Genomic DNA, 23,186 nt, shown 5'->3' on the forward strand with positions numbered 1-23,186 from the left:
AGGGGGAATTTTGTGCGGAATCGCGATATGTGGTACACGCCGCGCCGCAAAGGGGACATGCCGGACCAATCGCACCCGATCGGCTCACAGGCTGCCGTTCTGCGACGATAGGAGCTATGCGCATCGCGAACCACGTCGTCGACCTGATCGGCAACACCCCGCTCGTTCGGCTGCACTCCGTGGTGGGGCCGGACTCAGGTCTGGTGGCGGCGAAAATCGAATACCTCAACCCCGGCGGAAGTTCCAAGGACCGCATCGCCGTCAAGATGATCGACGCGGCCGAGGAACAGGGCCTGCTGAAGCCGGGCGGCACGATCGTCGAGCCCACCTCCGGCAATACCGGCGTCGGCCTCGCGCTGGTCGCGCAGCAGCGCGGTTACAAATGCGTCTTCGTCTGCCCGGACAAGGTCAGCGAGGACAAGCGAAACGTGCTGCGCGCCTACGGCGCCGAGGTGGTGGTGTGTCCGACCGCGGTGCCGCCGGAACATCCCGACAGTTATTACAGCGTCTCCGATCGACTGGTCCGTGAAATCGAGGGCGCGTGGAAGCCCGATCAGTACTCCAATCCGGGCGGCCCGGCCAGCCACTACGAGACCACCGGACCGGAGATCTGGCGCGATACCGAGGGCCGGGTCACCCATTTCGTCGCGGGCGTCGGCACCGGCGGCACCATCACCGGCGCGGGGCGCTACCTCAAGGAGGTGTCCGGCGGGAAGGTCAAGGTGATCGGCGCGGATCCGGAGGGTTCGGTGTACTCCGGCGGCAGCGGTCGCCCGTATCTGGTCGAGGGTGTGGGCGAGGACTTCTGGCCCACCGCCTACGACCCGAACATCCCCGACGAGATCATCGCGGTCTCCGACGCGGATTCCTTCGAGATGACCCGGCGCCTGGCCCGTGAGGAGGGGCTGCTGGTCGGCGGATCGTGCGGTATGGCCGTGGTGGCGGCGCTGCGGGTCGCCGAGCGGGATCCGGATTCGGTGGTCGTGGTGCTGCTGCCCGACGGCGGCCGCGGATATCTGTCGAAGATCTTCAACGACCGGTGGATGAGCTCCTACGGCTTCCTGCGCTCGCGGCTGGATCGCCGCAGCGAGCCGCTGGTCGGGGATGTGTTGCGCGGCAAATCCGGTGGGCTGCCGGATCTGGTGCACACCCATCCGTCGGAGACGCTGCGCGATGCCATCGAGATCCTGCGCGAATACGGCGTCTCGCAGATGCCGGTGGTCGGCGCCGAACCGCCCGTGATGGCCGGTGAGGTGGCGGGCAGCGTCAGCGAGCGGGATCTGCTGTCGGCGGTGTTCGAGGGCCGCGCGCAACTGACCGATCCGGTGTCGAAGCATATGAGCGAATCGTTCCCGCTGATCGGTTCCGGCGAGACGGTGTCCTCGGCGACCAAATCGCTGGAGTCGACCGACGCGCTGATGGTCGTCGAGGACGGTAAGCCGATCGGCGTCATCACACGGCACGATCTGCTGGGGTTCCTCAGCAGCTACTGAGTGATCTCCACCTCACGGACGCACCCCTTCGGGGGTGCGTCTTTTGTTTCCGAGCGGTAACAACTGACGCGTAGCTGGATACTCAACAGAATATTTCCAGGTGGGAGGGTGTAGCCGTGATTTACGCGAATCTCCCTACTGGTTAAGGGAAATCGCGAAGTGAGGGCAGGATCACGCCGCCCGGTATCCTCGATAACTGGAGCGTTACCGAAAGTTCATGGGCACTGGCGATGATGGAGTCATATGACTCGGGGACAGGCGTTTGTGTGGGTATTGCTGACGGCCGCGGTAATCGGTATCGCGGACGTACTCGGGCGCGTCGGCTTCCCCGCGCCGGAGATGATCGTGTCGCTGGTCGTCGGCGCGGCCCTGGCGCTGAGCGGTCGGCTGCCCGCCCCGCTGCCGCGCGGGGTGAATCTGGGCGTGCAGGGCATGCTCGGCGTGCTGATGGGCAGCTATCTCGAGATGACGCTGCTGCGGTCGATCGGCTGGGCGCTGGTGCCGGTGCTGCTGGTCACGGTCGCGACGCTGCTGATCAGCGTGCTCGTGGCGATCATCTTCGCGCGGATGACCGGAATGGATCTGTCGACCGCGACGCTGGGCCTGATGGCCGGTGGTTCGGCGGCGGTGGTGGCCTGTGCCGACGAGTTGGACGCCGATCCGCGCCGGGTGGCGTTCATGCAGTACCTGCGGGTGGCCTTCGTGGCGCTGAGCGCGCCCGTGGTCGCGACGATGTTCGGTGAGGGCGACGGTTCGGCGGCGGGTGTCGTGGGCCGGGTGACCAATCCGGACCTGCCCGCGTGGATGATCGTGGGCCGCGGCGATCAGGTGGCCGGATTATCGATCGCGATCGTGCTGTGCCTGGTCGGCACGCGGCTGGGCCGCTGGCTGCGGCTGCCGAATGCGGCGCTGCTCGGACCGATGATGTTGGCGATGCTGCTGACCGCGGCCGGTGTGAGCCACGGCTACGCGCCCACGCATCTGTTCAAACAGCTGCTGTTCGTCTTCATCGGCTTCGAGGTGGGTACGAGATTCACCCGCGCGGTCGTGGTGGAGATGGCCCGGCTGATTCCGGCCATGCTGGCCGCCGTGGTGGCGCTGTCGGGGCTCGTGGGCGCGGTGGCGCTCAGCCTGGCGCTGTTCCTGGATCTGCGGCCCACCGATCTGTATCTGGCCACCACGCCGGGCGGTATCAATGCCGTGCTGGCCACCGCCGAGACCATGAACGTCAATACGCCGCTGATCACGTGCGTACAGAGCATTCGGCTGCTGGTGATGGTGCTCGTGCTGCCGCTGGTGATGCGGGTGCTGCGCAATCGGGTGGCGCCGGTCGTCGAGGACGCGGAACTCGACGCCGAGGCGGCCGGATCGGCCGTGGCCGTGTCGGCCGCTCGCGGCTGACCGAATCGGGACCAAATGCCCTTCGGGGGCGGGTCATACATACTTTTTGCGTGATCGATACCACTGATAGGCGACCGGTAAAACGCCAGGTCAGGGCGTCGGCGTAGCGGCAAATTCGTTAACCTACGGTGTCGTATCACCATTTGTTCACCTTTGGTTAAGTTTAATGTAACCCATCGCAACCATCCTGTGACCTCGTTCGAAAACAGACCTCAGGTCTGGAAGCGCGAGGAGTAGTACACGCCAATGCGGAACATGACCGCGATGGCCCCGGCGAAGAACGTGCCGGGGAACGGATAGTCGCAAGGTCGTGTCAGTTGGGGAGCAAAGTCCTCCCCGGTCCAAAAAACAGCATCAGCACGCAGGTGAACCCGAGAAACAGGGGTTGGCCTTGGATTCGTGCTGCCTGCTGCCGGCCGTCGGGCCGAAAGAGAGTAGGAATCACGTCGAATGTCGAAGTCCCCCAAGAGCAGTAGAGCCAAGGCGGTCGCACGCACCGCCGGATCCGTCACCCTGGCCCTGACCGCCGTCGTCGCCGTGACCGGCGCGAGCGGGCACCGCACGGATGTCGTGAAGCCGGTCGCACTGGCGTCGCCGATCGCCGACTCCGCTCCCCAGGCAGTTCCGGCCGCGATTCCCGCGCCCATGCCCGCGCCCGCGCCGCTGCCCGTGCTTCCGCCGCCGCCCCCGCCGGCGCCGAGCTACCCCGACAATCTCGACGGCTGGATCCATCAGGCGCTCGACATCATGACCGCCCACGGCATCCCCGGCAGCTACGACGGCATCATGCGCAATGTGCAGCGCGAGTCGTCGGGTAATCCGCGGGCCATCAACCTCTACGACTCCAATGCGGCCGCCGGTATCCCGTCCAAGGGCCTGCTGCAGGTGATCGAGCCGACCTTCCGCGCCTATCACGTGGACGGCACGTCGTGGGACATCTACGATCCGGTGGCGAATATCGCGGCCGCCTGCAATTACGCGGCTTCGCGTTACGGGTCCATGGATAACGTGAGCTCCGCGTACTGACACTGTCTAACAATCTGGCAGCAATATCGACGCTAACTAGTGATTCGAGTGATCACGGCAGGGTATAACCGGCCTTGTAGTAGTTCTGGCAAACCGTCGGGAATGGCAGATAGCGAAGGGATGGGTCGGTGCACACCTCCAGTTTGGCTATCGAATGGCAGCAGGGACTCTCGAACGCGTGGAGCTCGATCGCGACGTGGGTGCCCAAGTTCGTCGGATTCTTGCTGATCCTGCTCGCCGGCTGGATCATCGCGACCGTCGTGGCGAAGATCGCCGACCGGATTCTGCGCCGGGTCGGATTCGACCGATTGGTCGAACGAGGCGGTATCGCGGACATGCTGTCGCGCAGTCGATACGACGCCACCGACATCCTGGTGAAGCTGGTCTACTACGCGATTTTGTTGATCGCGTTGCAGATCGGATTCGGGGCCTTCGGACCCAATCCGATCAGTGACATGCTCAATGCCATCGTCGGCTGGCTGCCGCGCGCCGCGGTCGCGATCATCATCGTGTGCATCGCCGGTGCGATCGCGCGGGCGGTCATGGATCTGATCGCGAATATGCTCAGCGGTCTGTCCTACGGTCGCATGCTCGGGCGGATCGCCGCGGTATTCATCTGGGGCGTGGGCATCATCGCCGCGCTGAATCAGATCGGCGTGGCCACCTCGGTCACCACACCCATTCTTGTCACCGTGCTCGCGACCATCGGCGGTGTGCTGGTGGTCGGCGTCGGCGGCGGCCTGATCCGGCCCATGCAGCAGCGCTGGGAGGGCTGGCTGGACAGCGTCGAGGGCGAGATGCCGCAGCTGCGCGGCCATGCCGAGGCATTCCAGCGTGGCCGCGAGGATGCCGCTCGGCAGCGCCAGCAGGTGCGCGAGCAGTGGGCGCGCGGGGAGCGGCCGAGTGATCGGTGGATGCCGCAGATGGCCAATGCCGGATACGGGTCCGAGGAGGATATGGGTCGGCAGATGGATCAGTCGACCGGCCGCCAGCGCATGGCTGGGCGGGGCTACGACCAGGACCAGGATTACGACCAGGGTCAGGAGTACGGCGGCCAGTCCGGGTACGGGCAGCAGCGGGGGATGTCGCGTGGATTCCCGCAGCAGCAGGGCACGCCGCAACAGCAACAACAGCAGCAGGGTATGCAGCGCGGCGGCCAGGGCGGGATGAATCGCGGCGGGATCGGATATCCCACGCCGTTTCCCGACAATGGTGGATACAACGATCCGAATCGTGGGGACTCCGGATATGAGGATCAGCGTGGGCAGGGGAATCCGCCGCAGCGGCGGTGAGTAGGGGTGGGGTCTCGTCGTCCCGGCGAAAAGCATGCCGGGACGACGAGAAATTTTGTGGGGCGGTGCCTGGCCGACGAAAACAGGGCGCGGTGCCTGGCCGACGAGAATGGCTGGGGTGCTGTCGGGCAGACGAAAACTCTGAGTGCTCAGGGCTTTTCGTTGGCGAGTAGGCAGACGCCCGCCAGGCGCAGTTGCAGCCAATCGGCGTGGGACCAGTCGCGGGGGGCGCGCAGGGCCTCGCGGCCGGAATGTTCGATCAGGCCCCGGGCATATCCGGCGAGCAGGACACTGCCGGGGACCGCGGCCGAATTCTCCACTCCCTGTTCGAGAATGTCGCGCACGGCGGCGGCATGTTGGTCCAGGGCCGCCGAAACCGCCGGAACCTCACGGGCGGCTGCCAGCGCCGGAACTCCGTGCGTCTTGTGCAGGCGATTGAGCGTCTTGCGCGCCGACACTTCGAGCAACGCGGAGCCGAGCAAAAACACCAGGTGATACTAGCAATCCAGCAGCATCGGCAGCACTGTGATGTTTCACAAGGTCGATCAGCGGAAAGCCTTGGCTCCCGTGAGCGCCTCGCCCAGTACGAGTTGATGCACCTCGGCCGTGCCCTCGTAGGTGAGTACCGACTCCAGATTGTTGGCATGGCGCAGCACCGGATATTCCAGCGTGATTCCGTTGGCGCCCAAAATGGTCCGGCATTCGCGCGCGATGGCGATCGCCTCGCGGGTGCTGTTGAGTTTGCCCGCGCTGACCTGTTCGGGCTTCAACCCGCCCTGATCCTTCAACCGACCCAGATGCAGCGCCAGCAGCTGGCCCTTACCCAATTCGACGGCCATATCCGCGAGTTTGGCCTGGGTGAGCTGATAGGCCGCGAGCGGCTTGTCGAAGACCTGGCGGGTGCGGGCGTAGTCGATGGCCGCGTCCAGACAGTCGCGCGCGGCGCCCAGCGCGCCGAAGACGATGCCGAACCGCGCCTCCGACAGACAGCCCAGCGGCGCGGCCAGGCCCTTACCTTCCGGCAGCAGCGCGTCTTCGGGCAGCCGCACCCCGTCCAGGCTCAGCTCGGCGGTGATCGAGGCGCGCAGCGACAGCTTGTGATGCATCTCCCGGGTGCTGAAACCGGGCGTGCCCGCGGGGACGAGGAAACCGCGGATGCCCTCCTCGGTGCGTGCCCACACCACGGCCACATCGGCGACCGAGCCGTTGGTGATCCACATCTTGGATCCGTCGAGCACCCAGTCGGACCCGTCGCGACGGGCGCGGGTGCGCATACCGCCCGGATTCGAACCGAAGTCGGGTTCGGTCAGGCCGAAGCAGCCCAGCGCCGCGCCCGCGGCCATCTCCGGCAGCCAACGCTGCTTCTGCTCCTCCGAACCGTATTTGTGGATCGCGGTCATGGCCAGCGAGCCCTGTACCGAAACCATGCTGCGCACACCGGAATCCACGGCCTCGAGCTCCAGGCAGGCCAGCCCGTACTCGGTCGCGGAGGTTCCGGCGCAGCCGTAGCCCTCGAGATGCATGCCCAGCAGACCGAGCTTGCCGAGTTCCGGCGCCAGTTCCCGAGCCGGGAACGTCCCCTGCTCGAACCATTCGGCCACATGCGGGCGCAGCCGCTGTTCGCCGAACGCTCGAACGGTGTCCCGGATCTGCCGCTCGGTGTCGGTGAGCAGGGAATCAATGGCGAAAAGCTCGTCAACCGAAGTCATGTACGCCACATTATCGGTCGGTTGACCTACGTGACAGGACAACTGTGACCGGACCCCGAGGACGGCCGAAAAAATTCCGAAGACCACCGATGGCCCCGGCCCGAACGCATACCGTCAACAGGTCGGTGGACAGGCCGTCCTAGGCTGGCAGCCATGACCGACGATCAGCTGGGGTTCTCCACACGCGCCGTGCACGCCGGATTCGATCCCGATCCGCAGACAGGTGCGGTGAACGTGCCGATCTATGCCAGCTCGACCTTCGCCCAGGACGGGGTGGGCGGGCTGCGCGGCGGCTACGAATACGCGCGCACCGGCAATCCGACCCGGACCGCGCTGGAGGCGAATCTGGCCGCGCTCGAATCCGGGCGGCACGGCCGGGCATTCGCCTCGGGTATGGCGGCCACCGACTGTCTGCTGCGTTCGGCGCTGCGCCCCGGCGATCATCTGGTGATTCCCGACGACGCCTACGGCGGCACCTTCCGGCTCATCGACAAGGTATTCACCCAGTGGGGCATCGAATACTCGGTGGCGCCGGTCTCGGATCCCGATCGGGTGCGAGAGGCGTTGCGGCCCAATACGAAACTGGTCTGGATCGAGACCCCGACCAATCCGCTGCTCAATATCGGCGATATCGCCACGCTGGCCGATATCGCGCACGGCGGCGGCGCGAAACTGGTGGTGGACAACACCTTCGCCTCGCCCTACCTGCAGCAGCCGCTGCTGCTGGGCGCGGATGTCGTACTGCATTCGACCACCAAGTACATCGGCGGTCACTCCGATGTGGTGGGCGGCGCGCTGATCACCGACGATCCGGAACTGGACGCGGCCTTCGGCTTTCTCCAGAACGGCGCGGGCGCGGTGCCCGGGCCCACCGACGCGTTCCTGACCATGCGCGGGGTGAAAACCCTTGCGGTGCGGATGGATCGGCACTGCGACAATGCCGAGACCCTCGTCGGATTCCTGGCCGATCATCCGGCGATCTCGCGGGTGATCTATCCGGGTCTGCCCGAACATCCGGGTTATGCGGTGGCGCAGAAGCAGATGCGCCGCTTCGGTGGCATGATCTCGGTGCGGTTGCACGGGGGCCATCAGGCCGCGCACGACTTCTGCGCGCGCACCCGGATCTTCACCCTCGCCGAATCGCTGGGCGGAGTGGAATCGTTGATCGAGCATCCGGCGGCCATGACACACGCCTCGACCGCGGGCTCCGAACTGGAAGTGCCCGCCGATCTGGTGCGGCTGTCGGTCGGGATCGAGGACATCGCCGATCTGCTCGCCGATGTGGAGCAGGCACTGAAGTGATAAGGGCGCGGGTCCGGCGACGGTGCTGCATTCCGTTGCCGGACCCGCCTGGTCCCCGGTATCAGCTGTGGTAGGGCTCCGCGCTGACCAGCGTCACCTTCATGGTGTTGCCATTGGGCAGCGTGTACTCGCGGGTCTCGCCCACCTTGGCGTCGATCAGTGCGCCGCCGAGCGGCGAAGAGGGCGAGTAGGTCTCCAGATCGGAGTTGCCCAAGCCCTCCTCGCGGGTGCCGATGAGGAATGTCTCGGTGTCGGTCTCGTCGCCGTCGTAATAGACCTTGACGACCGAACCCGGCAGTGCGACACCCGAAACCGACGGCGCCACACCCACCTTCGCGTTGTTGAGCAGCTCCTGGAGCTGCCGGATGCGGGCTTCCTGCTGGCCCTGCTCCTCACGCGCGGCGTGGTAGCCCCCGTTCTCCTTGAGGTCGCCTTCTTCGCGGCGTTCGTTGATCTCGGCCGCGATGACCGGACGGTTGGCAATGAGCGCGTCGAGTTCGCCCTTGAGCCTGTCGTGCGACTCCGGTGTCAGCCAGGTCACGTTCGTCTCAGTCATCTCGATCACTCCCTAGTAGTTGTTCCCGGCATGCCGGGATTCCCTGTTTCCGCCGCCGCACACCCCCGCTGCTGGAGGTCTGCGGCAGCAGTGGACGGCTGGAGCGATCCCCGGGGGACGTCCTCGAATCCCGACAGGCTTGACTCCGTCCCGCGCATGCGCTGGCCGCCAATGCAGCAAACACGGCTCCGAGTTCCGGAACCGTGTATCGGACCATTTTAGCACGATTTACAAAATCGCAGGTCGGAGCGGTCTTTACGGCGCGTTTTGCCCTGTTGGCCCGGCATTTCGGGGTTGTGAAACGCCCATGCTCAGGGTGCTTTCAGATACTGCGGGACCTTGCCGCTGCAGCCGTAGATGTTCCCATTGGCGGGCCGCGCTGTGCTGCGGACGGTTGCCGTGAGTTCGACGGTGCCGCTCGTGGAGGGCGGGATCAGCACCTCGCGGCGGCCGACCTCGGCGCCGTCGGTGTCCATGGTCCGCACGAAACACACGACCGCCTGGTCGGGATGTTTGCGGGTGACCTTGAAGTGGATGTCCATGGTCGAGTCGTCCACATAGGCGTAGCCCAGCTGATCGGGCTCGATGTCCTGCGGGCCGAACTGCTTGTAACCGAGGTAGGCGACGCCCAGGCCGAGCAGCACCACGACCGCGCCGAGCGCGATCGCGATCCGGCGCCGATCGCGCGGGGGCCGCGCGCCGTAGCGATCGGCTACCCGGTCGGTCGCCTCGCTCATGATCAGGTGCTCCCGGGGGGTAGGTCGGAACAAACGAAGGTCGAATGGAACTATAGGGAGTGGAGATCGGCGCGACCCGCCGGGCCCGTAGGGCCCGCGCACGGCGGCGCGCCACACGGACTCGGCACCCGCGGCGGAAAGCGATGAGGTGAACACGGTGATCGACGAGGTGAATCAGGCGTGAGTGGACTTCGCCTCATGGCGGTGCATGCCCACCCGGACGACGAGTCCAGCAAGGGCGCCGCGACGACCGCGAAATACGCCGCGGAGGGCAACGACGTTCTGGTCGTCACCCTGACCGGCGGCGAGCGGGGCTCGATTCTCAACCCCGCGATGGATGTTCCCGGCATCCTCGAGCGCATCGAGGAGGTGCGCCGCGAGGAGATGGCCGAGGCCGCCCGGGCGCTCGGGGTCCGCCAGACCTGGCTGGGCTTCGTGGATTCCGGTCTGCCCGAGGGCGATCCGCTGCCGCCGCTGCCCGAGGGCAGTTTCGCGCTGGTGCCGCTCGAAGAGGCCACCGAGGCGCTGGTGCGGGTGGTGCGCGAATTCAAGCCGCACGTCATCACCACCTACGACGAGAACGGCGGCTATCCGCATCCGGATCACATCATGTGCCACAAGGTTTCGATGGCAGCCTTCGAGGCCGCCGGAGATCCGGAGCGCTTCCCCGACGCGGGCGAGCCGTGGACGCCGCTGAAGCTGTACTACGACCACGGCTTCAGCATGCAGCGCCTGGAGGCGTTCGCCGCGGAGTTCGAGCGCATCGGTGAGCCGTTCCCCATGCAGGACTGGCTGGATCGCATTCGCAAGGCAGCCGCCGAGCGCGGCGACAATTTCTCGCGGGTCACCACCCAGGTCGAGTGCGCGAAGTACTTCCCGCAGCGTGACGACGCCCTGCGCGCGCACGCCACCCAGATCGATCCCAACGGCGCGTTCTTCGCCATCCCGCTGGAAATGCAGCAGCGGCTGTGGCCCACGGAGGAATTCGAGCTCGCCCGCACCCGAGTGCGTACCGAACTGCCGGAGAACGATCTGTTCGCGGGCATCCGCGAGGCCGAGGGCGACGAGGATCCCGGCCGATGATGTTGACCCTGCTCGCCCAGCCGACCACCAATCCGACCGGCCCCGAATTCGGCAAGGCGTCCCCGCTCGGCCTGGTGATCATCCTGGTCCTGCTGGTGGGCACGGTGCTGCTGATCCGCTCGATGAACAAGCACATCAAGCGCCTGCCCGCCGAATTCTCCCCGGAGCATCCGGAGCCGGATCAGGAGGCCGACGAGGGCACCGAAGCCGGTGTGGTGCCGCACGATGCGGAATCCTCCGACGCCGAGGCGAAGCCGAAGGCCAAACCCGACGCGCCCTCGTGACTCAGGCGGTCCGGGCGATGAGGGCGTCGGCGAACTGACGCAGCGCGGTGATCGCATCGGGTGGGAACGGCGCTCGGTCGAGGGCGCGCTGCGCCCGCAGCCAACGTTCGCGGATCATCTGCTCGACCTGCCGACGAGCCAGCACGGTCAGCAGGTCCCGGCAGTCGGCCGCGCCGCGCTCGTCCAGTAGCGGATCGCCGATCAGTCGGTGCAGTTGTGCGGCCTGGCGAGTATCGGCCCGGCGCAGCGCGATCGCCACCAGGGCGGTGTGTTTGCCGCTGCGCAGATCCTCGAGATTCGATTTACCCGTATGCGTCGGATCGCCGAAGGCGCCGAACAGGTCGTCCTGTAGTTGAAACGCCTCGCCGAGCGGCTGGGCGTGTTCCGAAAGCGCCTGCGCCACAGCGGCGTCCGCACCCGCGAGGGCCGCGCCCAGTAGCAGCGGCCGCTCCACGGTATAGGCCGAGGTCTTGTACCGGATGATCTTCAGCGCGCGTTCCAGATCGGCCGTCGGCCGTCCGGTGCTGTGCAGATCGAGGTACTGGCCGTAGTCGACCTCGCCGCGCATGGCGTCGATCACCGGCAGCGCGGCCCGCAGCCGATCGCCGGAAAGCCCGGCGGTGTGCAGTAATTCGTCGGACCAGGCCAGGGCGAAATCGCCGATCAGGATGGCCGCCGCGGTGCCGCGACTGCGGTGGACCGTCGGCTGATCGCGCCGGGTGTCGCTGTCATCGATGATGTCGTCGTGAATGAGCACCGAGGCGTGGAACATCTCCAATGCCGCCGCGGCGCGGACGATTTCGTCCGGCAGTCCGAGCCCGCCCCCGGCGCACCAGCCGAGGACGCAGAACATCGGCCGGATGCGTTTGCCACCGGAGAACAGGAACGCGCGCACGGCCTGGGTGATATCGGGCGGTAGCCCCCGCTCGGCCGCCGCATGGGCCTTATCGGCCAGGAAGTCCCGCAGAACGGCCTCGATCCGGGTGCGCACGGCCGCGGAATCGCGCAGCGGCGCGGTGGTGCTGACGGTCATCGGATCACCTCGGAGTCGTCGGTCATGGCCATGGCTTCCTCCAGGAGCGCGTCGACGATGCGGTGTTCGGGCACGGTGCGCACCACCCGGCCCTTGACGAAGATCTGGCCCTTGCCGTTGCCGGAGGAGACGCCCAGATCGGCCTCGCGAGCCTCGCCGGGACCGTTGACCACACAGCCCATCACCGCCACCCGCAGCGGATGCGGAAAGCCCTCGAACGCGGCTTCGACCCGGGCGGCGAGGTGGTGGATGTCGACCTGGACCCGGCCGCAGCCGGGGCAGGACACGATCTCGAGGGTGCGCGGGCGCAGGCCCAGTGACTGCAGAATGTGATTGCCCACCTTGACCTGTTCGGCCGGTGGTTCGGAGACCGAGACCCGGATGGTGTCGCCGATGCCCTCGGCGAGCAGTACACCCAGCGCCACCGCGGATTTGATGGTGCCCTGCAATAGCGGCCCGGCCTCGGTGACGCCCAGATGGATGGGATAGTCGCAGCGCTCGGCCAGCAGCCGATTCGCGGCGATCATGGTGCGCGGATCATGGTGTTTGACAGCGATTTTCAGCTCGCGGAAGCCGTGCTCCTCGAACAGCGCGGCCTCGTGCAGGGCGGAATCGACCAGGGCCTCGGCGGTCGGGCCGCCGTGGCGGGCCAGCATGCGCGGATCGAGCGATCCGGCATTGACGCCCACCCGGATCGGGGTGCCGGCGGCCGCCGCCGCGCGGGCGATCTCGCCGACCCGATCGTCGAATTGCCGGATATTGCCCGGATTCACCCGTACCGCCGCGCATCCGGCGTCGATGGCGGCGAAGACGTAGCGGGGTTGGAAATGGATATCGGCGATCACCGGCAGCGGCGAGCGGGCGACGATGGCGGGCAGCGCGGCCGCGTCGTCGGGAGTGGGGACCGCGACGCGGACGATATCGCAGCCCGCCGCGGTGACCGCGGCGATCTGCTGCAGCGTGGCGTCGATATCGGCGGTGCGGGTGGTGGTCATGGTCTGCACCGAGATCGGCGCGTCCCCGCCGACCGCGACCGAGCCGACGCGCACCTGCCGGCAGGCGCGGCGGGCGGATGTATCGAGGGCGGCGCTCACGACGAAACCTCCTGGCGATCGACCAGTTCGAGCTGGGCGCGGCGCACCGCGTGGGTGATTCCGGCGCCGGTGAGTCCGGCCTCGGCGAGCAGATCGGCGCGTTCGCCGTGGCACAGGAAGCGATGGGGCACACCGAGTCCCAGCACGGGAACCGCGCTTCCGGCCTCGGTCAGCGCGCGCCGCAGCGCCGCGGCGACCGCCCCGGAGACGGAGTTGTCCTCGGCCACCACGACCAGTCGGTGCCGCAGACACGCGCCGACCAGCGCCGCCGGAATCGGCAGCACCCAGCGCGGATCGACGACACTGGCGGCGATGCCGAATTCGGCGAGATGCCCAGCCGCGCGCAGACATTCGGCGGTCAGCGGACCGACGCCGACCAGCAGCACGTCCCGTTGCGGCGCGCGGTACAGCAGATCCAGGCCGTTGTACTGCTCGACCGCCGGAATATCCGGTCCCACCGAGGCTTTGGGATATCGCACGGCCGTGGGACCGGCCTCGTAACCGACCGCCTCCCACAGCAGTTCCCGCAGCCGGGTGGCATCGCGGGGCGCGGCCACGCGCAGTCCGGGCACGGTCGCCAGCAGGGTGAGATCCCACATGCCGTGATGGCTGGGCCCGTCCGGGCCGGTGATACCCGCGCGGTCCAGGACGAGGGTCACCGGTAGTCGATGCAGGCCCACATCCAACAGCAGCTGATCGAAGGCGCGGTTGAGGAAGGTCGAATAGATCGCCACCACCGGATGCAGTCCCGCGGTGGCCATTCCGGCCGCACTGGTCAGTGCGTGCTGTTCGGCGATGCCGACGTCGAAGCAGCGGGCGGGGAAGTGTTCGGCGAATCGCGACAGTCCGGTCGGGCCCGGCATGGCGGCGGTGACGGCCACGATATCGTCACGGCGATAACCGATTTCGACAAGCTCGTCGCCGAAGACGTTGGTCCAGGCCGGTTTTCCGCCGGAGCGCCCGCGCGGGCCGACGGTGTGCATGCGCTCGGCGTCGGCGCAGGCCGGTTCGTAGCCGTGGCCCTTGATCGTGACCGCGTGCACCACCACCGGATGCTCCGCGTCGCGGGCCTTGCGCAGGGCCGATTCCAGGGCGTCGATATCGTGGCCGTCGATCGGGCCGAGATAGGTCAGGCCGAGCTGATCGAAGACGGTCGGGGACGGATCGTTCGGTGGCCGCTCGCGCAGCCGCCGCAGATGGGCGGCGATCGATCCGGCGGTCGGGGAGTAGGAGTGCCCGTTGTCGTTGAGCACCACGACCACCGGGCGCGCGCCCGCGCCGATATTGTTCAGCGCCTCGTAGGCCATCCCGCCGGTGAGGGCGCCGTCGCCGATCACCGCCACCACCGCGCGGTCGCTGTCGCCCCGGATCGCATGGGCTTTGGCGATGCCGTCGGCATAGGACAGGGCGGTGGAGGCGTGCGAGTTCTCGATCACGTCGTGCACCGATTCGGTGCGGCTCGGATAGCCCGACAGCCCGCCGGGTCGGCGCAGCCCGTGGATGAAGTCCTCGCGTCGCCCGGTGAGGATCTTGTGCGCGTAGGCTTGATGGCCGGTATCGAAAAGCACTGTGTCACGGGGCGATTCGAAGACACGGTGCAGGGCTATGGTCAATTCGACGACGCCGAGATTCGGGCCCAGATGCCCGCCCGTGCCCGCGAGGGTGTCGAGGATCAGTTCGCGGATCTGCTCGGCGAGGCGGGGTAGCTGCCGGGGTGACAGCCGCCGCAGATCCTCGGGGCAGGTGATGTGTTCCAGTTCGGTCATGGTCGGCGCCTCAGGGGTGATGGTGCGGCGAAGGTGATGGTCTCCGTCGCGATGACGAGTTCTTCGACGGTGACCGGACCGCGCCGGCGCAGTTCCTCGATCACCCCATCCACCAGAACCGCGGGGGCGGATGCGCCGGCCGACAACCCGATGATCCGCGCCTGCTCGATCCATTCGTCGTGGATATGGGAGGCGTCATCGATGAGGTGGGCCGGAATGCCCTGGCGGCGTGCGACTTCCACCATTCGCTGCGAATTCGACGAATTGGCGGAGCCGACCACCAGGACCAGGTCGCTGCGCGCGGAGATCGCCTCCACCGCGCGCTGGCGATTGGTGCTGGCATAGCAGATATCGGCACTTGCGGGGCCGTGCAGTTTCGGAAAGCGTTGCCGCAGAGCGGCTACCGTCGCCTCGGTCTCCTCGATCGAGAGCGTCGTCTGGGTGAGGTAGGAGACCCGGGAGTCGTCGGGCACCCGCAGGGCCGCGGCCTCGGCGGGGGTGTCGACGATCACCGTCGCCTCCGGGGCCTCGCCGAAGGTGCCCTCCACCTCCTCGTGCCCGGCGTGCCCGATGAGTACGACCGTATCGCCGCGCGCGGCGAAACGCTTGGCCTCCGAATGCACCTTGGTGACCAGAGGACAGGTGGCGTCGACCACGGTGAGGCCGCGTCGGCGGGCCTGCTCGCGCACCGCGGGCGAGACGCCGTGCGCGGAGAACACGACGGTCGCGTCCATCGGCACCTCGTCCAATTCGTCGACGAAGATCGCACCTCGCGCGGCCAGCTCGCGCACTACGCGGGTGTTGTGCACAATCTGTTTTCGCACGTAGATCGGGCCCTCGCGATCGGGATCGGCGAGTAGCCGGGCGACGGTCGCGATGGCGCGCTCGACGCCCGCGCACAGCGAGCGGGGTGCGGCCAGTAGTACGGTTCGCTCCATTTCGACGGGCCCCTAACTGTCGCGGTGTGCCACCAGGTGAGCCAGCGTGGTCAGATCGGCGACGGCCAACCGATCGGGCAGGGCGCGCAGGGCCGCCCGGACGTGCCGGTCGGCCTGTCGCTCGGTCCAGCGCTTCCCGCCCGCGGCCTCGATCAGCGTTGTGGCGTGGGCGATTTCGGCGGCCGACAGCGGTTCGTCGGAGCGATAGAGCTCGAGCAGCTCCAGCGCGGCGGACGTGCCCGAGCGCAGCGCCGCCACGACCGGCAGCGATCGTTTGCGGCGCGCCAGATCGTCGGCAGGTTTGCCGGTGACCGCGGGGTCGCCCCAGATGCCGATGAGATCGTCGACGAACTGGAAGGCCAGGCCGAGTTCGCGGCCGAAACGGTCCAGCGCGGTCACCACGGCCGGTGGCGCGCCGGCGGACAGGCCGCCCAGCGCGCACGCGCAGCCCAGCAGCGCACCGGTCTTGCCCATGGCGATGCGCTCGCATTCGGCGACCGTCGGTCGGCGGCGATCGATACTGCAGTCCGCGTGCTGGCCGCGACACAGCTCGACCACCGTGGTCTCGATCCGCTCGATGGCCGGAAACACCTGTGCCGGAGGCAGTTTCGTAGCCAGAACGCGCACTGCCAGCGCGTGCAGGGCGTCGCCGAGGAGGATGGCGTCGGCCGGACCCCACACCGCCCACACGGTCGGGCGGCCGCGGCGGGAGCCGTCGCGGTCCATGAGATCGTCGTGCACGAGGGTGAAATTGTGGATCAATTCGACCGCGGCGGCCACCGGCGCCGCGGTCGCGGGCGGCGCGCCGCAGGCCACGCAGGCGCAGACGGCCAGGGCGGGACGTAGTTGCTTACCGGAGCCGGTATGCGTCGGATCGCCCCCGGCATCCCACCAGCCGAGGTGATATCCGGCCATGTGGCGCAGGGGTTCCGGGAGGGTTTCGACGGATTCGCGCAGCAGCGGATCGAAGATCTCGCGGGCTCGGGCGAGGATTTCGGCGGGACGGGGCACCGGGGCGGTGGAGGCCGGTACGGTCGTCATCTGACCCACCGCTCGCGCAATTTGTCCAGTCGGGCCGCTCCGGTGCCCAGACCGGTCGGCCCCGGTAGCGCGGCCGCGACCGGTGGCGCGATATCGCCGAATCGCTCACGTAGTTCCGATGTTCCGTAGCGGTGGCATTCCCGGTACCAGTGCAGGGTTCCGGCCAGCCAGTCCCGCAGCTGGACGACTCGCCGTTCGATCGCGGCGCGGTCGGCATCGTCGAGTTCGAACTCCGTTGCCAGGATCGGGAGTTCGTGTTCGACCACGCGCTGAAAGTGTTCCAGTCGCGCGGTGAGCAGGGCGTGCACAATCGAGATCGCCTCGCCGCGTTCGATATTCAGGAAGTTCTGCACGACGCGGACGCCGTTGTGCAGTTCGCCCTCGTACCGGATCTCCTTGGGGTAGGAGATCAGATCGTTGGCCAGCATGGCGGTGTCGATCGCGGTGTTCTCCAGATCGGCGAGGATGCGGTTGCCGCGGACGGCGGGCGGGGTGGTGTCGCCCTGGGTCAGGCGGGGCAGTTCGGTCGTCAGATCCGCGCCGCTGGTGTGGCGGCGCATTTCGATGTAGTCGACCGGATCGGGGAGCCGGTTGAGGCTGAGATTCGCGGTTTCCCAGTCGAGGCTGTCGAGCAGGCGGATCAGCGCCGCCCGCAATCGTTTCCGGGCGGATTCGTCCATGGTGGCGGTCGTGCGCCGCCACAGGTGGGCCAGGCCGCGCTCGGCGGGATTGCCCGGCGCGGGAGTGTCGCTCGAGGCCGTCGGCATGAATTCGCGCAGCCGGTGGCTGTGGGTTTTGGCGCCGAGCGCGTCGCCGCGAGCGCCGAAGGCCGCGGGGTAGAGGTCGTCGAGATAGGTCCGCCAGCACAGCCAGTCGGCCGCCAGATTCAGCGCTGACTGCTCGGCGTAGGGGGTGATGGCCGCGGCGTACAGGGCGAAATCGAAGTTGCGCACATCGGTTTCGCGCCACAGTCCGTCATCGAGCAGGCCGGGCGGCGGCTTCAGCATGTCCATATCGCGGACCCACTCGAGCACGTGGGCGCGGGCCGGATCCAGGCCGGGGTTCACATGGACGTCGAACGGCGGCGGCACCTGCGGGATCGGCAGGTCGCCGATCGGCTCCCGCGGCGGCCGCAGATGGTTCGCCAGGCGCTTGGCCCCGAGTTTCTGGATCAGCCCGTGCGTGGAATTCGGTGAAAAGCGCCGGGCCGCATCGTTGTTCATATACCGGCTGGAGCGCATATGCCATTCGTGGCCACCGGCCTGCCAATCCTGCAGACCTTTCACATAGGCGGCCACGGCCAGCTGTTCGTCCGGCCCGGCGGCGTATTCGGCGAACAGCACCGGGATTTCGGTGAGGGCGGTGTGCTCGAACTGCTGTAGGCGCGAGGTCAGCAGATCGTTGACCACCTCGGCCGCGCGGCGCACGTCGTAGCCGAGGAAGTGTTCGAGCACCAGAATGCCGTTGGACAGCTCACCCTCGTCGAGCACCTCGCGCTCGTAGGAGAAGATGTCGTTGCGCAGATGGACGGCGTCGGCGAAGGTGTCGCGCAGCACCCCCAGCGACCTGGTATCGACCATTCGGGCCGGAAGCTCTTGCCCCACAGCGTGTTCCACCAGATGTGCCGACCACGGCGCGCCGCCCACCTTGCGCCGCATCTCGATGTACTCGATCGGATTCGCGATCCGGCCCTCGGCGATATTGGCCAGCTCCCAGCGTGACTCCTCCAGTAGGGCGCGATTGGCGGTGGCGAAGCGGCGCTGCCAGTCGGCCGACATCGCCGGCGTCGTGCGTGTCCACAGATCGGCCAGGCCGAGCTCCACCGGATTCGACGGCTCCGGGAGCGGGTCGTCGCCGATAGGCATGAACGAGTAGATCCGGTCGAGATATTCCTTTGCGCCCCGGATATCCCGGGGGCGCTTGAACAATTCGAGGAAGTGATCGTCGAAGTAGAACACCCAGGTGTACCAGTCGGTGATCAGATCCAATTCCGTCCCATCGCAATCGGGATGGGTGTAGGCGCACATGAGGCCGTAATCGTGCTTGTTCAGGTCCTCCTCGGACCAGATGTGGCGACCCTGCTGTGGTTCGAAGAAACCCATCCGGCGCGCCCATTCCCGGGTGTGCGCCCGGGCCTGTTCCAGATGGGGGTTCAACCGCGCGGGATACGGCGTGTAGAACTCTGGCAATTCGAACGGCTGCATGGCAGACCTTCCGGGCGTCGAATAGCGTGGGACGACCGTTGCGGGGGCTGGGATTGGTTCGAGAACCGATGTAGCGGAAAGAAATTCGCGACCGATCGGACCCGGGGCGGGGTTCTGCGGCTTTCGCGGAGAATTGAACTATACCAATTTCGTTACTCGACGGAGGGTTTATCGCGAAATTGAAGCCGACGGCGTTGTGCGGCAATGGATTACGTATCGGTCATACTGCGGCGGAACTGTCGGCGCGGGCATGGGTGAGGCGTATGGCCAGTAGCCGCAGGGCCGCGACCGCGGGCGTCGGCATCGGCGCCCGGTCCAGCGCCGACAGCGCCTGATCGCGACGCTGTGCGACCATCCGCTCGACCTCGGCGTGCGCGCCGGTGGCCGTGAGGATGTCCCGGCAGCGTTGCGCGTCGTCCTCGTCGAGCGTGGGATCGCCCAGTAACCGGCACAATTCGCGCTGCCGCGGCGTATCGGCCCGCTGCAGGGCCAGACCGATCACCACGGTGCGCCGCCCGCGGCGCAGATCGTCGAGTACGCCCTGTAGATCCCGGTTGAGCTGGAACGCCTCCCCGAGCAGCCGGGCGTAGACAGCCAGCGCCTCGCGGGTCTCGCCGGGGGCCCCGGCCAGGCTCGCGCCGAGTTCCAGCGGCCGTTCGCAGGTGTAGGCGACCACCTTATAGCGAATGATGCGCAGGGCCTCGTCCAGGGCGAGTTCGGAGCGGGCGGTGGCCAGCAGGTCCAGGAACTGTCCGTAGATCACATCGGCGCGCATCGTGGATACGATCGACACCGCCGCGGCCCGCTGTCGCGCGGTCAGATGGGCCGTGCTCAACAGCTCGTCGGACCAGATCAGCGCGAGATTACCGAGTAGCGCCGCAGCGTGTCGTCCGAAGCCGTCGGCATCGGAGCGGTCGGCGTAGCGAGCCGACATAGCCCGGTGCAGCGGCAGATGGCCGTGGCGCAGGACGGTGTCGCCGATGATGTCGTTGTGGATCAGCACCGCGGCGTGATACATCTCCAGCGAGGCCGCCGCCCGCACGATCGCGTTCGGAATCCGTTCGCTGCCACCGGCGGCGAACCAGCCCAGCGCACACAGCAGCGGCCGGGTGCGTTTACCGCCGGTGAAGACGAACGAGTGCAGCGCGTCCACATAATCCGAGGGCAGCTGGGCCTTGTCGGCCTCGCGGGCCTTGGCGGCGAGAAAGGTTTCCAGCACCGCGTCGATCCGTTCGCGCAGCGCGACCAGATCCGTGGCTATCGCCGGATCGTCGGTGGTCCGTGGGTGCATCGGAGGTCACCGGTAGCGCGGATTCGTGTTGTGCCATTCGAACGATCCGGCGAACCACGAGCGCAACCCGTGCAGATACAGCTGGAGTTCCGGCGAGCCCTCGGTGCGCATCGCCAGGCGTTCGGCCTCGAAATCGCGGACGACGCGATTGTGCAGGTCGACAACGATTTCCGTGGCCCGCGACACCGAACAGCCGCGTTCGGCGGCGACCTGCAGCACCATATTGCAGACCGGATTCTCGTCGGCGGCGTCCTTGGCGACCGACAGCAGATCGTTGACCAGGACCGCGGCGGTGCCCGCGCGGAACGCGGCGTGCCGCACCCGGGTCCGGTAGAAGATTTCGCCGGGCAGCCGGTATCCGGCGACCGGATCGATGAGGGTCATCGAGGTGTAGAAGCTGTCGTGCTGGCGGCCCGCGAGGTATTCCCAGGCGGGCACCTCCCGTTCGGGCAGCCGCCACGCGGAGTAGGCGTTCCAGGATACGAACATCGCGGCGGTGGCGTAGCAGGCGCGCTGCACCTGATCGGGAGTGGCGTGCCGATTCAGATGTGCGACAGCGGATTCGAAGGCGCGGAACACCAGATGGTCGCGCAGGGCGTCGTTCAGAGGTGGACTGAACTCGCCCATCTCCGGCAGCGGATCCATGGCCGCCATCACCAGCGACAGCCGCGGGCCGAGTTCCTCGGCGCGCGCGCCGCGCGCGGTATCGTCGGCGAACAGGTCATCGGCCATCCACCAGGCCGTATTCAGTTGGGCGGCCAGCAGCAGGCGGTCGGGGTCGTCGCAGTCGGTGTGGGTGAGCATCACCAATCGCCCGTAGCCGATACTGCGCAGCAACTCCGCGTCGTCCTCGTCGAGACCCAGACCGAGCGCCCACGTGACGAGGCGATCGTCGACCTCGGTGGCCAGCGCGTCGTCGATGCGGCTGGGCGGCGGACAGTACAGCGGCGGGGCCGAACCGTCGCCCCACTCCCGCTCCACACAGGGCGCCTCGGCGCGGCCGAGGCGGATGATCGGTGCGAAGGCCCTGCTGTCGTCGCAGCCGTCGCGTGCCGAACGGGCGGCGGGTGTGGGGGCTGAGGGCCGTGGTAGGGAAAGGGACGACGTGCCGAGACCTTTCGGTCCGGAGAGCGTGGCCACGCGCTCGGTGGAATTCGACGGGTGTTCGGTCGCATTGGTCATGAGCGGATCGTTCTTCCTCGTGGGTTCGACGATTCGAGCACAACTCGACGCACGGCCGCGTGGTGTCTGCAGCAGTGTTTCGCCGAAAACTGAATCGAATTACCGGAACTCCGGGTCACCAGCCGGTTTCATCGATATTGGTGCCTGTACTCGCTATTTCGATATGAGACCTGTGAAATTCTGACGACGCTCTGCAGCACTTCAACCCATACCAATGGTATTTCGGGCCGAACGCACCGTAAAGTGTTAATTTGCAGCAACTTTGACGCGCCGCCAGAAGGATGTGTGCCGAGCGGGAGTTGCTCGGCGGAAACGGGGAGCGCCGTTGGCGCGCAGCTACCGGCGCGCGAACGGTGCTGTGCGACAACGGGCTTCGCATCGTGCCACGAACCGTCCAGTCGTTTCCGCGCCGCGAACCGACATCAGAAGCGCGGATCGTGGGTGCGATGCCGACAGATGTCGCAGTCGCAATCGAAGTAGCCGATACCCGCGCTGCCGTGTGCGCCGCGCCGTTCGGCCTCCTCCAGATCGGCGAACCACGGTCGCCGTGCGGGTCGGGGTGTTGCGGTGTCCTTCATGACTCTGAGATACCCAGTTCGGTGGGCGCACACTGATCACGGTTACGCCTCGTGGCGCGCTCGCGCTCGGAGTTTCAGATATGTTCCGTGGCTGCGGGCCGGTTCGAAGCGGTATCCGCCGATGCGGCCCAGCGAACCTCGGCCGGTCATCGACCGGCCGAGGTGGGACCGAACAACTGCCCAGGTTGCGAGCACGACCTGCGGACCGGTCGCCGGTTCCCGGCCCGGCCTCGTTGCCGGGTGTGGTGGGAGTGGTGTGGGTGTAGGAGGGCAGGGCTTGGCGGCTGGCTTCGAACTTCCGGCGGGCGGCGCGCCCTCGGGTCTGTCGACCTCTTCAGTACACGCCCTCCGCGGACAGATGTCAACGCTGTAGGTCTACAAGATTGGATCGGCGGTGGAAGCTTACCGGCGGCGTACTCTCCTCGGAATTGCATATGCGATTTCGCTTCGGCTGCAATGCTTTTGATGCGTTATAGCGACAGGTGGCGTAAGATCGGACAGCGTTACCGTGCGCAATTCGCCCGAGTGGACGCGCGCGGATTCGGCTTCGCCGCTCCAGACCCCGGCGGCCGGTCACACGAAACCGGCGTAGGGAGTCCTCATGGATGAACAGCAGCACACGGTAGCGGGACTGGCAGGAATCGATGCGTTCGATTCCGGCGACGGGGCTCAACAGTGGACTGTCGTAGCGGTGATGGTCGACGGCGGGGGAGTCGAGCCTTTGCCCGCAGGGGAGGTGGTCGCGGCCGATTTGAGCCTGGCCGCCGACCAGATTTGTGGATATCTTCCGCCGCGGCTCGAATCGGGACAGTCGTGCTATCTGGTGGCGACTCCCGGTATGTTCGAACGGGATTCCGAGACGGGTTTGCTGAACACAGCGCCCGGACCGACCTGGGTGAACCGGATTCGCCGGACCGAATGCGGCTGGGAGCGAAGCGAATGGGGCCGAGCGCCGCACTGGCTGGGCCGCCCCGACGCGGTGGGAGGGTGATGTGGAGCGCATGGGTGGTCGTCCCGCCGCGCGGCCGCGGTGCGTCTCGGCGAATCGGCCGAGATCGGCATAAGCTGGGTCCCACTTCAGCCGGTTTGAACTCGACGGGCACCATGTGCTGGGGGTGGAGCGAGGAATACGCCACTGACGGGAGTATGCGATGGTCGATCGAGATCGCACACTCG

At 67.2% G+C, this 23,186-nt stretch carries 21 protein-coding genes; 8 read left to right on the top strand and 13 right to left on the bottom strand.

Going from position 1 to position 23,186, the window contains the following annotated elements:
• The first annotated feature begins 116 nt into the window (after positions 1–116).
• The 4 genes from NP4_RS08985 to NP4_RS39795 all read left to right on the top strand — a co-directional run bounded on the left by NP4_RS08985 (position 117) and on the right by NP4_RS39795 (position 5,212).
• The gene (locus tag NP4_RS08985; protein WP_067994687.1) at positions 117–1,493 is read left to right on the top strand and encodes a cystathionine beta-synthase; all 1,377 of its coding nucleotides are present in this window, start codon (positions 117–119) and stop codon (positions 1,491–1,493) included.
• Between the two features lie 243 nt (positions 1,494–1,736).
• Positions 1,737–2,894, top strand: coding sequence for an AbrB family transcriptional regulator (locus NP4_RS08990; protein WP_067994688.1), 1,158 nt, complete (start codon positions 1,737–1,739; stop codon positions 2,892–2,894).
• A gap of 450 nt (positions 2,895–3,344) precedes the next feature.
• Positions 3,345–3,920 carry a transglycosylase SLT domain-containing protein gene (locus NP4_RS08995; RefSeq protein ID WP_067994691.1) on the top strand — a complete coding sequence of 192 codons (576 nt, stop codon included), beginning with the start codon at positions 3,345–3,347 and terminating at the stop codon, positions 3,918–3,920.
• A 128-nt stretch (positions 3,921–4,048) separates the two neighbouring features.
• Positions 4,049–5,212, top strand: a complete 1,164-nt coding sequence (locus tag NP4_RS39795) for a mechanosensitive ion channel family protein (protein WP_082875681.1) — start codon at positions 4,049–4,051, stop codon at positions 5,210–5,212.
• Positions 5,213–5,361: 149 nt separating this feature from the next.
• Here NP4_RS39795 and NP4_RS09005 read toward each other — a convergent pair whose 3' ends face one another.
• Together NP4_RS09005 and NP4_RS09010 are read right to left on the bottom strand one after the other, a co-directional pair.
• The gene (locus NP4_RS09005) at positions 5,362–5,700 is read right to left on the bottom strand and encodes a DUF6401 family natural product biosynthesis protein (protein WP_067994694.1); all 339 of its coding nucleotides are present in this window, start codon (positions 5,698–5,700) and stop codon (positions 5,362–5,364) included.
• A 57-nt stretch (positions 5,701–5,757) separates the two neighbouring features.
• Entirely contained in the window at positions 5,758–6,921 is a 1,164-nt protein-coding gene (locus tag NP4_RS09010; RefSeq protein ID WP_373863815.1) for an acyl-CoA dehydrogenase family protein, read from the bottom strand.
• A 153-nt stretch (positions 6,922–7,074) separates the two neighbouring features.
• Between NP4_RS09010 and NP4_RS09015 the strand changes: the two genes are divergently transcribed.
• Entirely contained in the window at positions 7,075–8,223 is a 1,149-nt protein-coding gene (locus NP4_RS09015) for a cystathionine gamma-synthase (protein WP_067994701.1), read from the top strand.
• A 61-nt stretch (positions 8,224–8,284) separates the two neighbouring features.
• On the opposite strand, the gene greA is transcribed toward NP4_RS09015, so the two are convergent.
• Together greA and NP4_RS09025 are read right to left on the bottom strand one after the other, a co-directional pair.
• On the bottom strand, positions 8,285–8,779 hold the full coding sequence (gene greA, locus NP4_RS09020) for a transcription elongation factor GreA (protein ID WP_067994703.1): 495 nt from the start codon (positions 8,777–8,779) through the stop codon (positions 8,285–8,287).
• A gap of 311 nt (positions 8,780–9,090) precedes the next feature.
• On the bottom strand, positions 9,091–9,516 hold the full coding sequence (locus NP4_RS09025) for a DUF4307 domain-containing protein (RefSeq protein WP_067994705.1): 426 nt from the start codon (positions 9,514–9,516) through the stop codon (positions 9,091–9,093).
• A gap of 198 nt (positions 9,517–9,714) precedes the next feature.
• Here NP4_RS09025 and mca point away from each other — a divergent pair, with 198 nt between their 5' ends.
• Both mca and NP4_RS09035 read left to right on the top strand, forming a co-directional pair.
• Entirely contained in the window at positions 9,715–10,599 is an 885-nt protein-coding gene (gene mca, locus NP4_RS09030; RefSeq protein WP_062504060.1) for a mycothiol conjugate amidase Mca, read from the top strand.
• Positions 10,599–10,883: a hypothetical protein gene (locus NP4_RS09035; protein ID WP_067994932.1), complete on the top strand. Its 285-nt coding sequence runs from the start codon at positions 10,599–10,601 to the stop codon at positions 10,881–10,883. Before mca ends, NP4_RS09035 begins: the two co-directional genes overlap by 1 nt.
• A 1-nt stretch (position 10,884) precedes the next feature.
• Here the strand turns inward: NP4_RS09035 and NP4_RS09040 are convergent, their stop codons facing one another.
• From NP4_RS09040 to NP4_RS40790, 9 genes are all read right to left on the bottom strand, one after another.
• Positions 10,885–11,916, bottom strand: a complete 1,032-nt coding sequence (locus NP4_RS09040; RefSeq protein WP_067994708.1) for a polyprenyl synthetase family protein — start codon at positions 11,914–11,916, stop codon at positions 10,885–10,887.
• Positions 11,913–13,010 (bottom strand): flavodoxin-dependent (E)-4-hydroxy-3-methylbut-2-enyl-diphosphate synthase, encoded by a 1,098-nt coding sequence (gene ispG, locus NP4_RS09045; RefSeq protein WP_067994710.1) that lies wholly within the window; start codon positions 13,008–13,010, stop codon positions 11,913–11,915. Before ispG ends, NP4_RS09040 begins: the two co-directional genes overlap by 4 nt.
• Positions 13,007–14,776, bottom strand: coding sequence for a 1-deoxy-D-xylulose-5-phosphate synthase (locus NP4_RS09050; RefSeq protein ID WP_067994712.1), 1,770 nt, complete (start codon positions 14,774–14,776; stop codon positions 13,007–13,009). Before NP4_RS09050 ends, ispG begins: the two co-directional genes overlap by 4 nt.
• Positions 14,773–15,714: a 4-hydroxy-3-methylbut-2-enyl diphosphate reductase gene (ispH, locus tag NP4_RS09055; RefSeq protein ID WP_067994715.1), complete on the bottom strand. Its 942-nt coding sequence runs from the start codon at positions 15,712–15,714 to the stop codon at positions 14,773–14,775. The genes NP4_RS09050 and ispH overlap by 4 nt, the downstream gene beginning before the upstream one ends.
• A gap of 12 nt (positions 15,715–15,726) precedes the next feature.
• Positions 15,727–16,755 carry a polyprenyl synthetase family protein gene (locus NP4_RS09060; protein WP_067994718.1) on the bottom strand — a complete coding sequence of 343 codons (1,029 nt, stop codon included), beginning with the start codon at positions 16,753–16,755 and terminating at the stop codon, positions 15,727–15,729.
• Entirely contained in the window at positions 16,752–18,959 is a 2,208-nt protein-coding gene (locus NP4_RS09065; RefSeq protein WP_067994720.1) for a terpene synthase family protein, read from the bottom strand. Before NP4_RS09065 ends, NP4_RS09060 begins: the two co-directional genes overlap by 4 nt.
• 220 nt (positions 18,960–19,179) lie before the next feature.
• A complete protein-coding gene (locus NP4_RS09070) occupies positions 19,180–20,250 on the bottom strand; it encodes a polyprenyl synthetase family protein (RefSeq protein ID WP_067994723.1) in 1,071 nt (356 codons plus the stop codon).
• Positions 20,251–20,256: 6 nt separating this feature from the next.
• Complete coding sequence (locus NP4_RS09075; protein ID WP_067994726.1) at positions 20,257–21,432, bottom strand: family 2 encapsulin nanocompartment cargo protein terpene cyclase; 1,176 nt, start codon at positions 21,430–21,432, stop codon at positions 20,257–20,259.
• 422 nt (positions 21,433–21,854) lie between these two features.
• Complete coding sequence (locus NP4_RS40790; RefSeq protein ID WP_156524896.1) at positions 21,855–22,010, bottom strand: hypothetical protein; 156 nt, start codon at positions 22,008–22,010, stop codon at positions 21,855–21,857.
• A gap of 601 nt (positions 22,011–22,611) precedes the next feature.
• On the opposite strand from NP4_RS40790, the gene NP4_RS09080 reads away from it, so the two are divergent.
• Positions 22,612–23,001, top strand: coding sequence for a hypothetical protein (locus tag NP4_RS09080; RefSeq protein WP_067994729.1), 390 nt, complete (start codon positions 22,612–22,614; stop codon positions 22,999–23,001).
• Positions 23,002–23,186: the final 185 nt, after the last annotated feature.

Source organism: Nocardia pseudobrasiliensis NBRC 108224, assembly GCF_001613105.1.
Classification (GTDB): Bacteria; Actinomycetota; Actinomycetes; order Mycobacteriales; family Mycobacteriaceae; genus Nocardia; species Nocardia pseudobrasiliensis.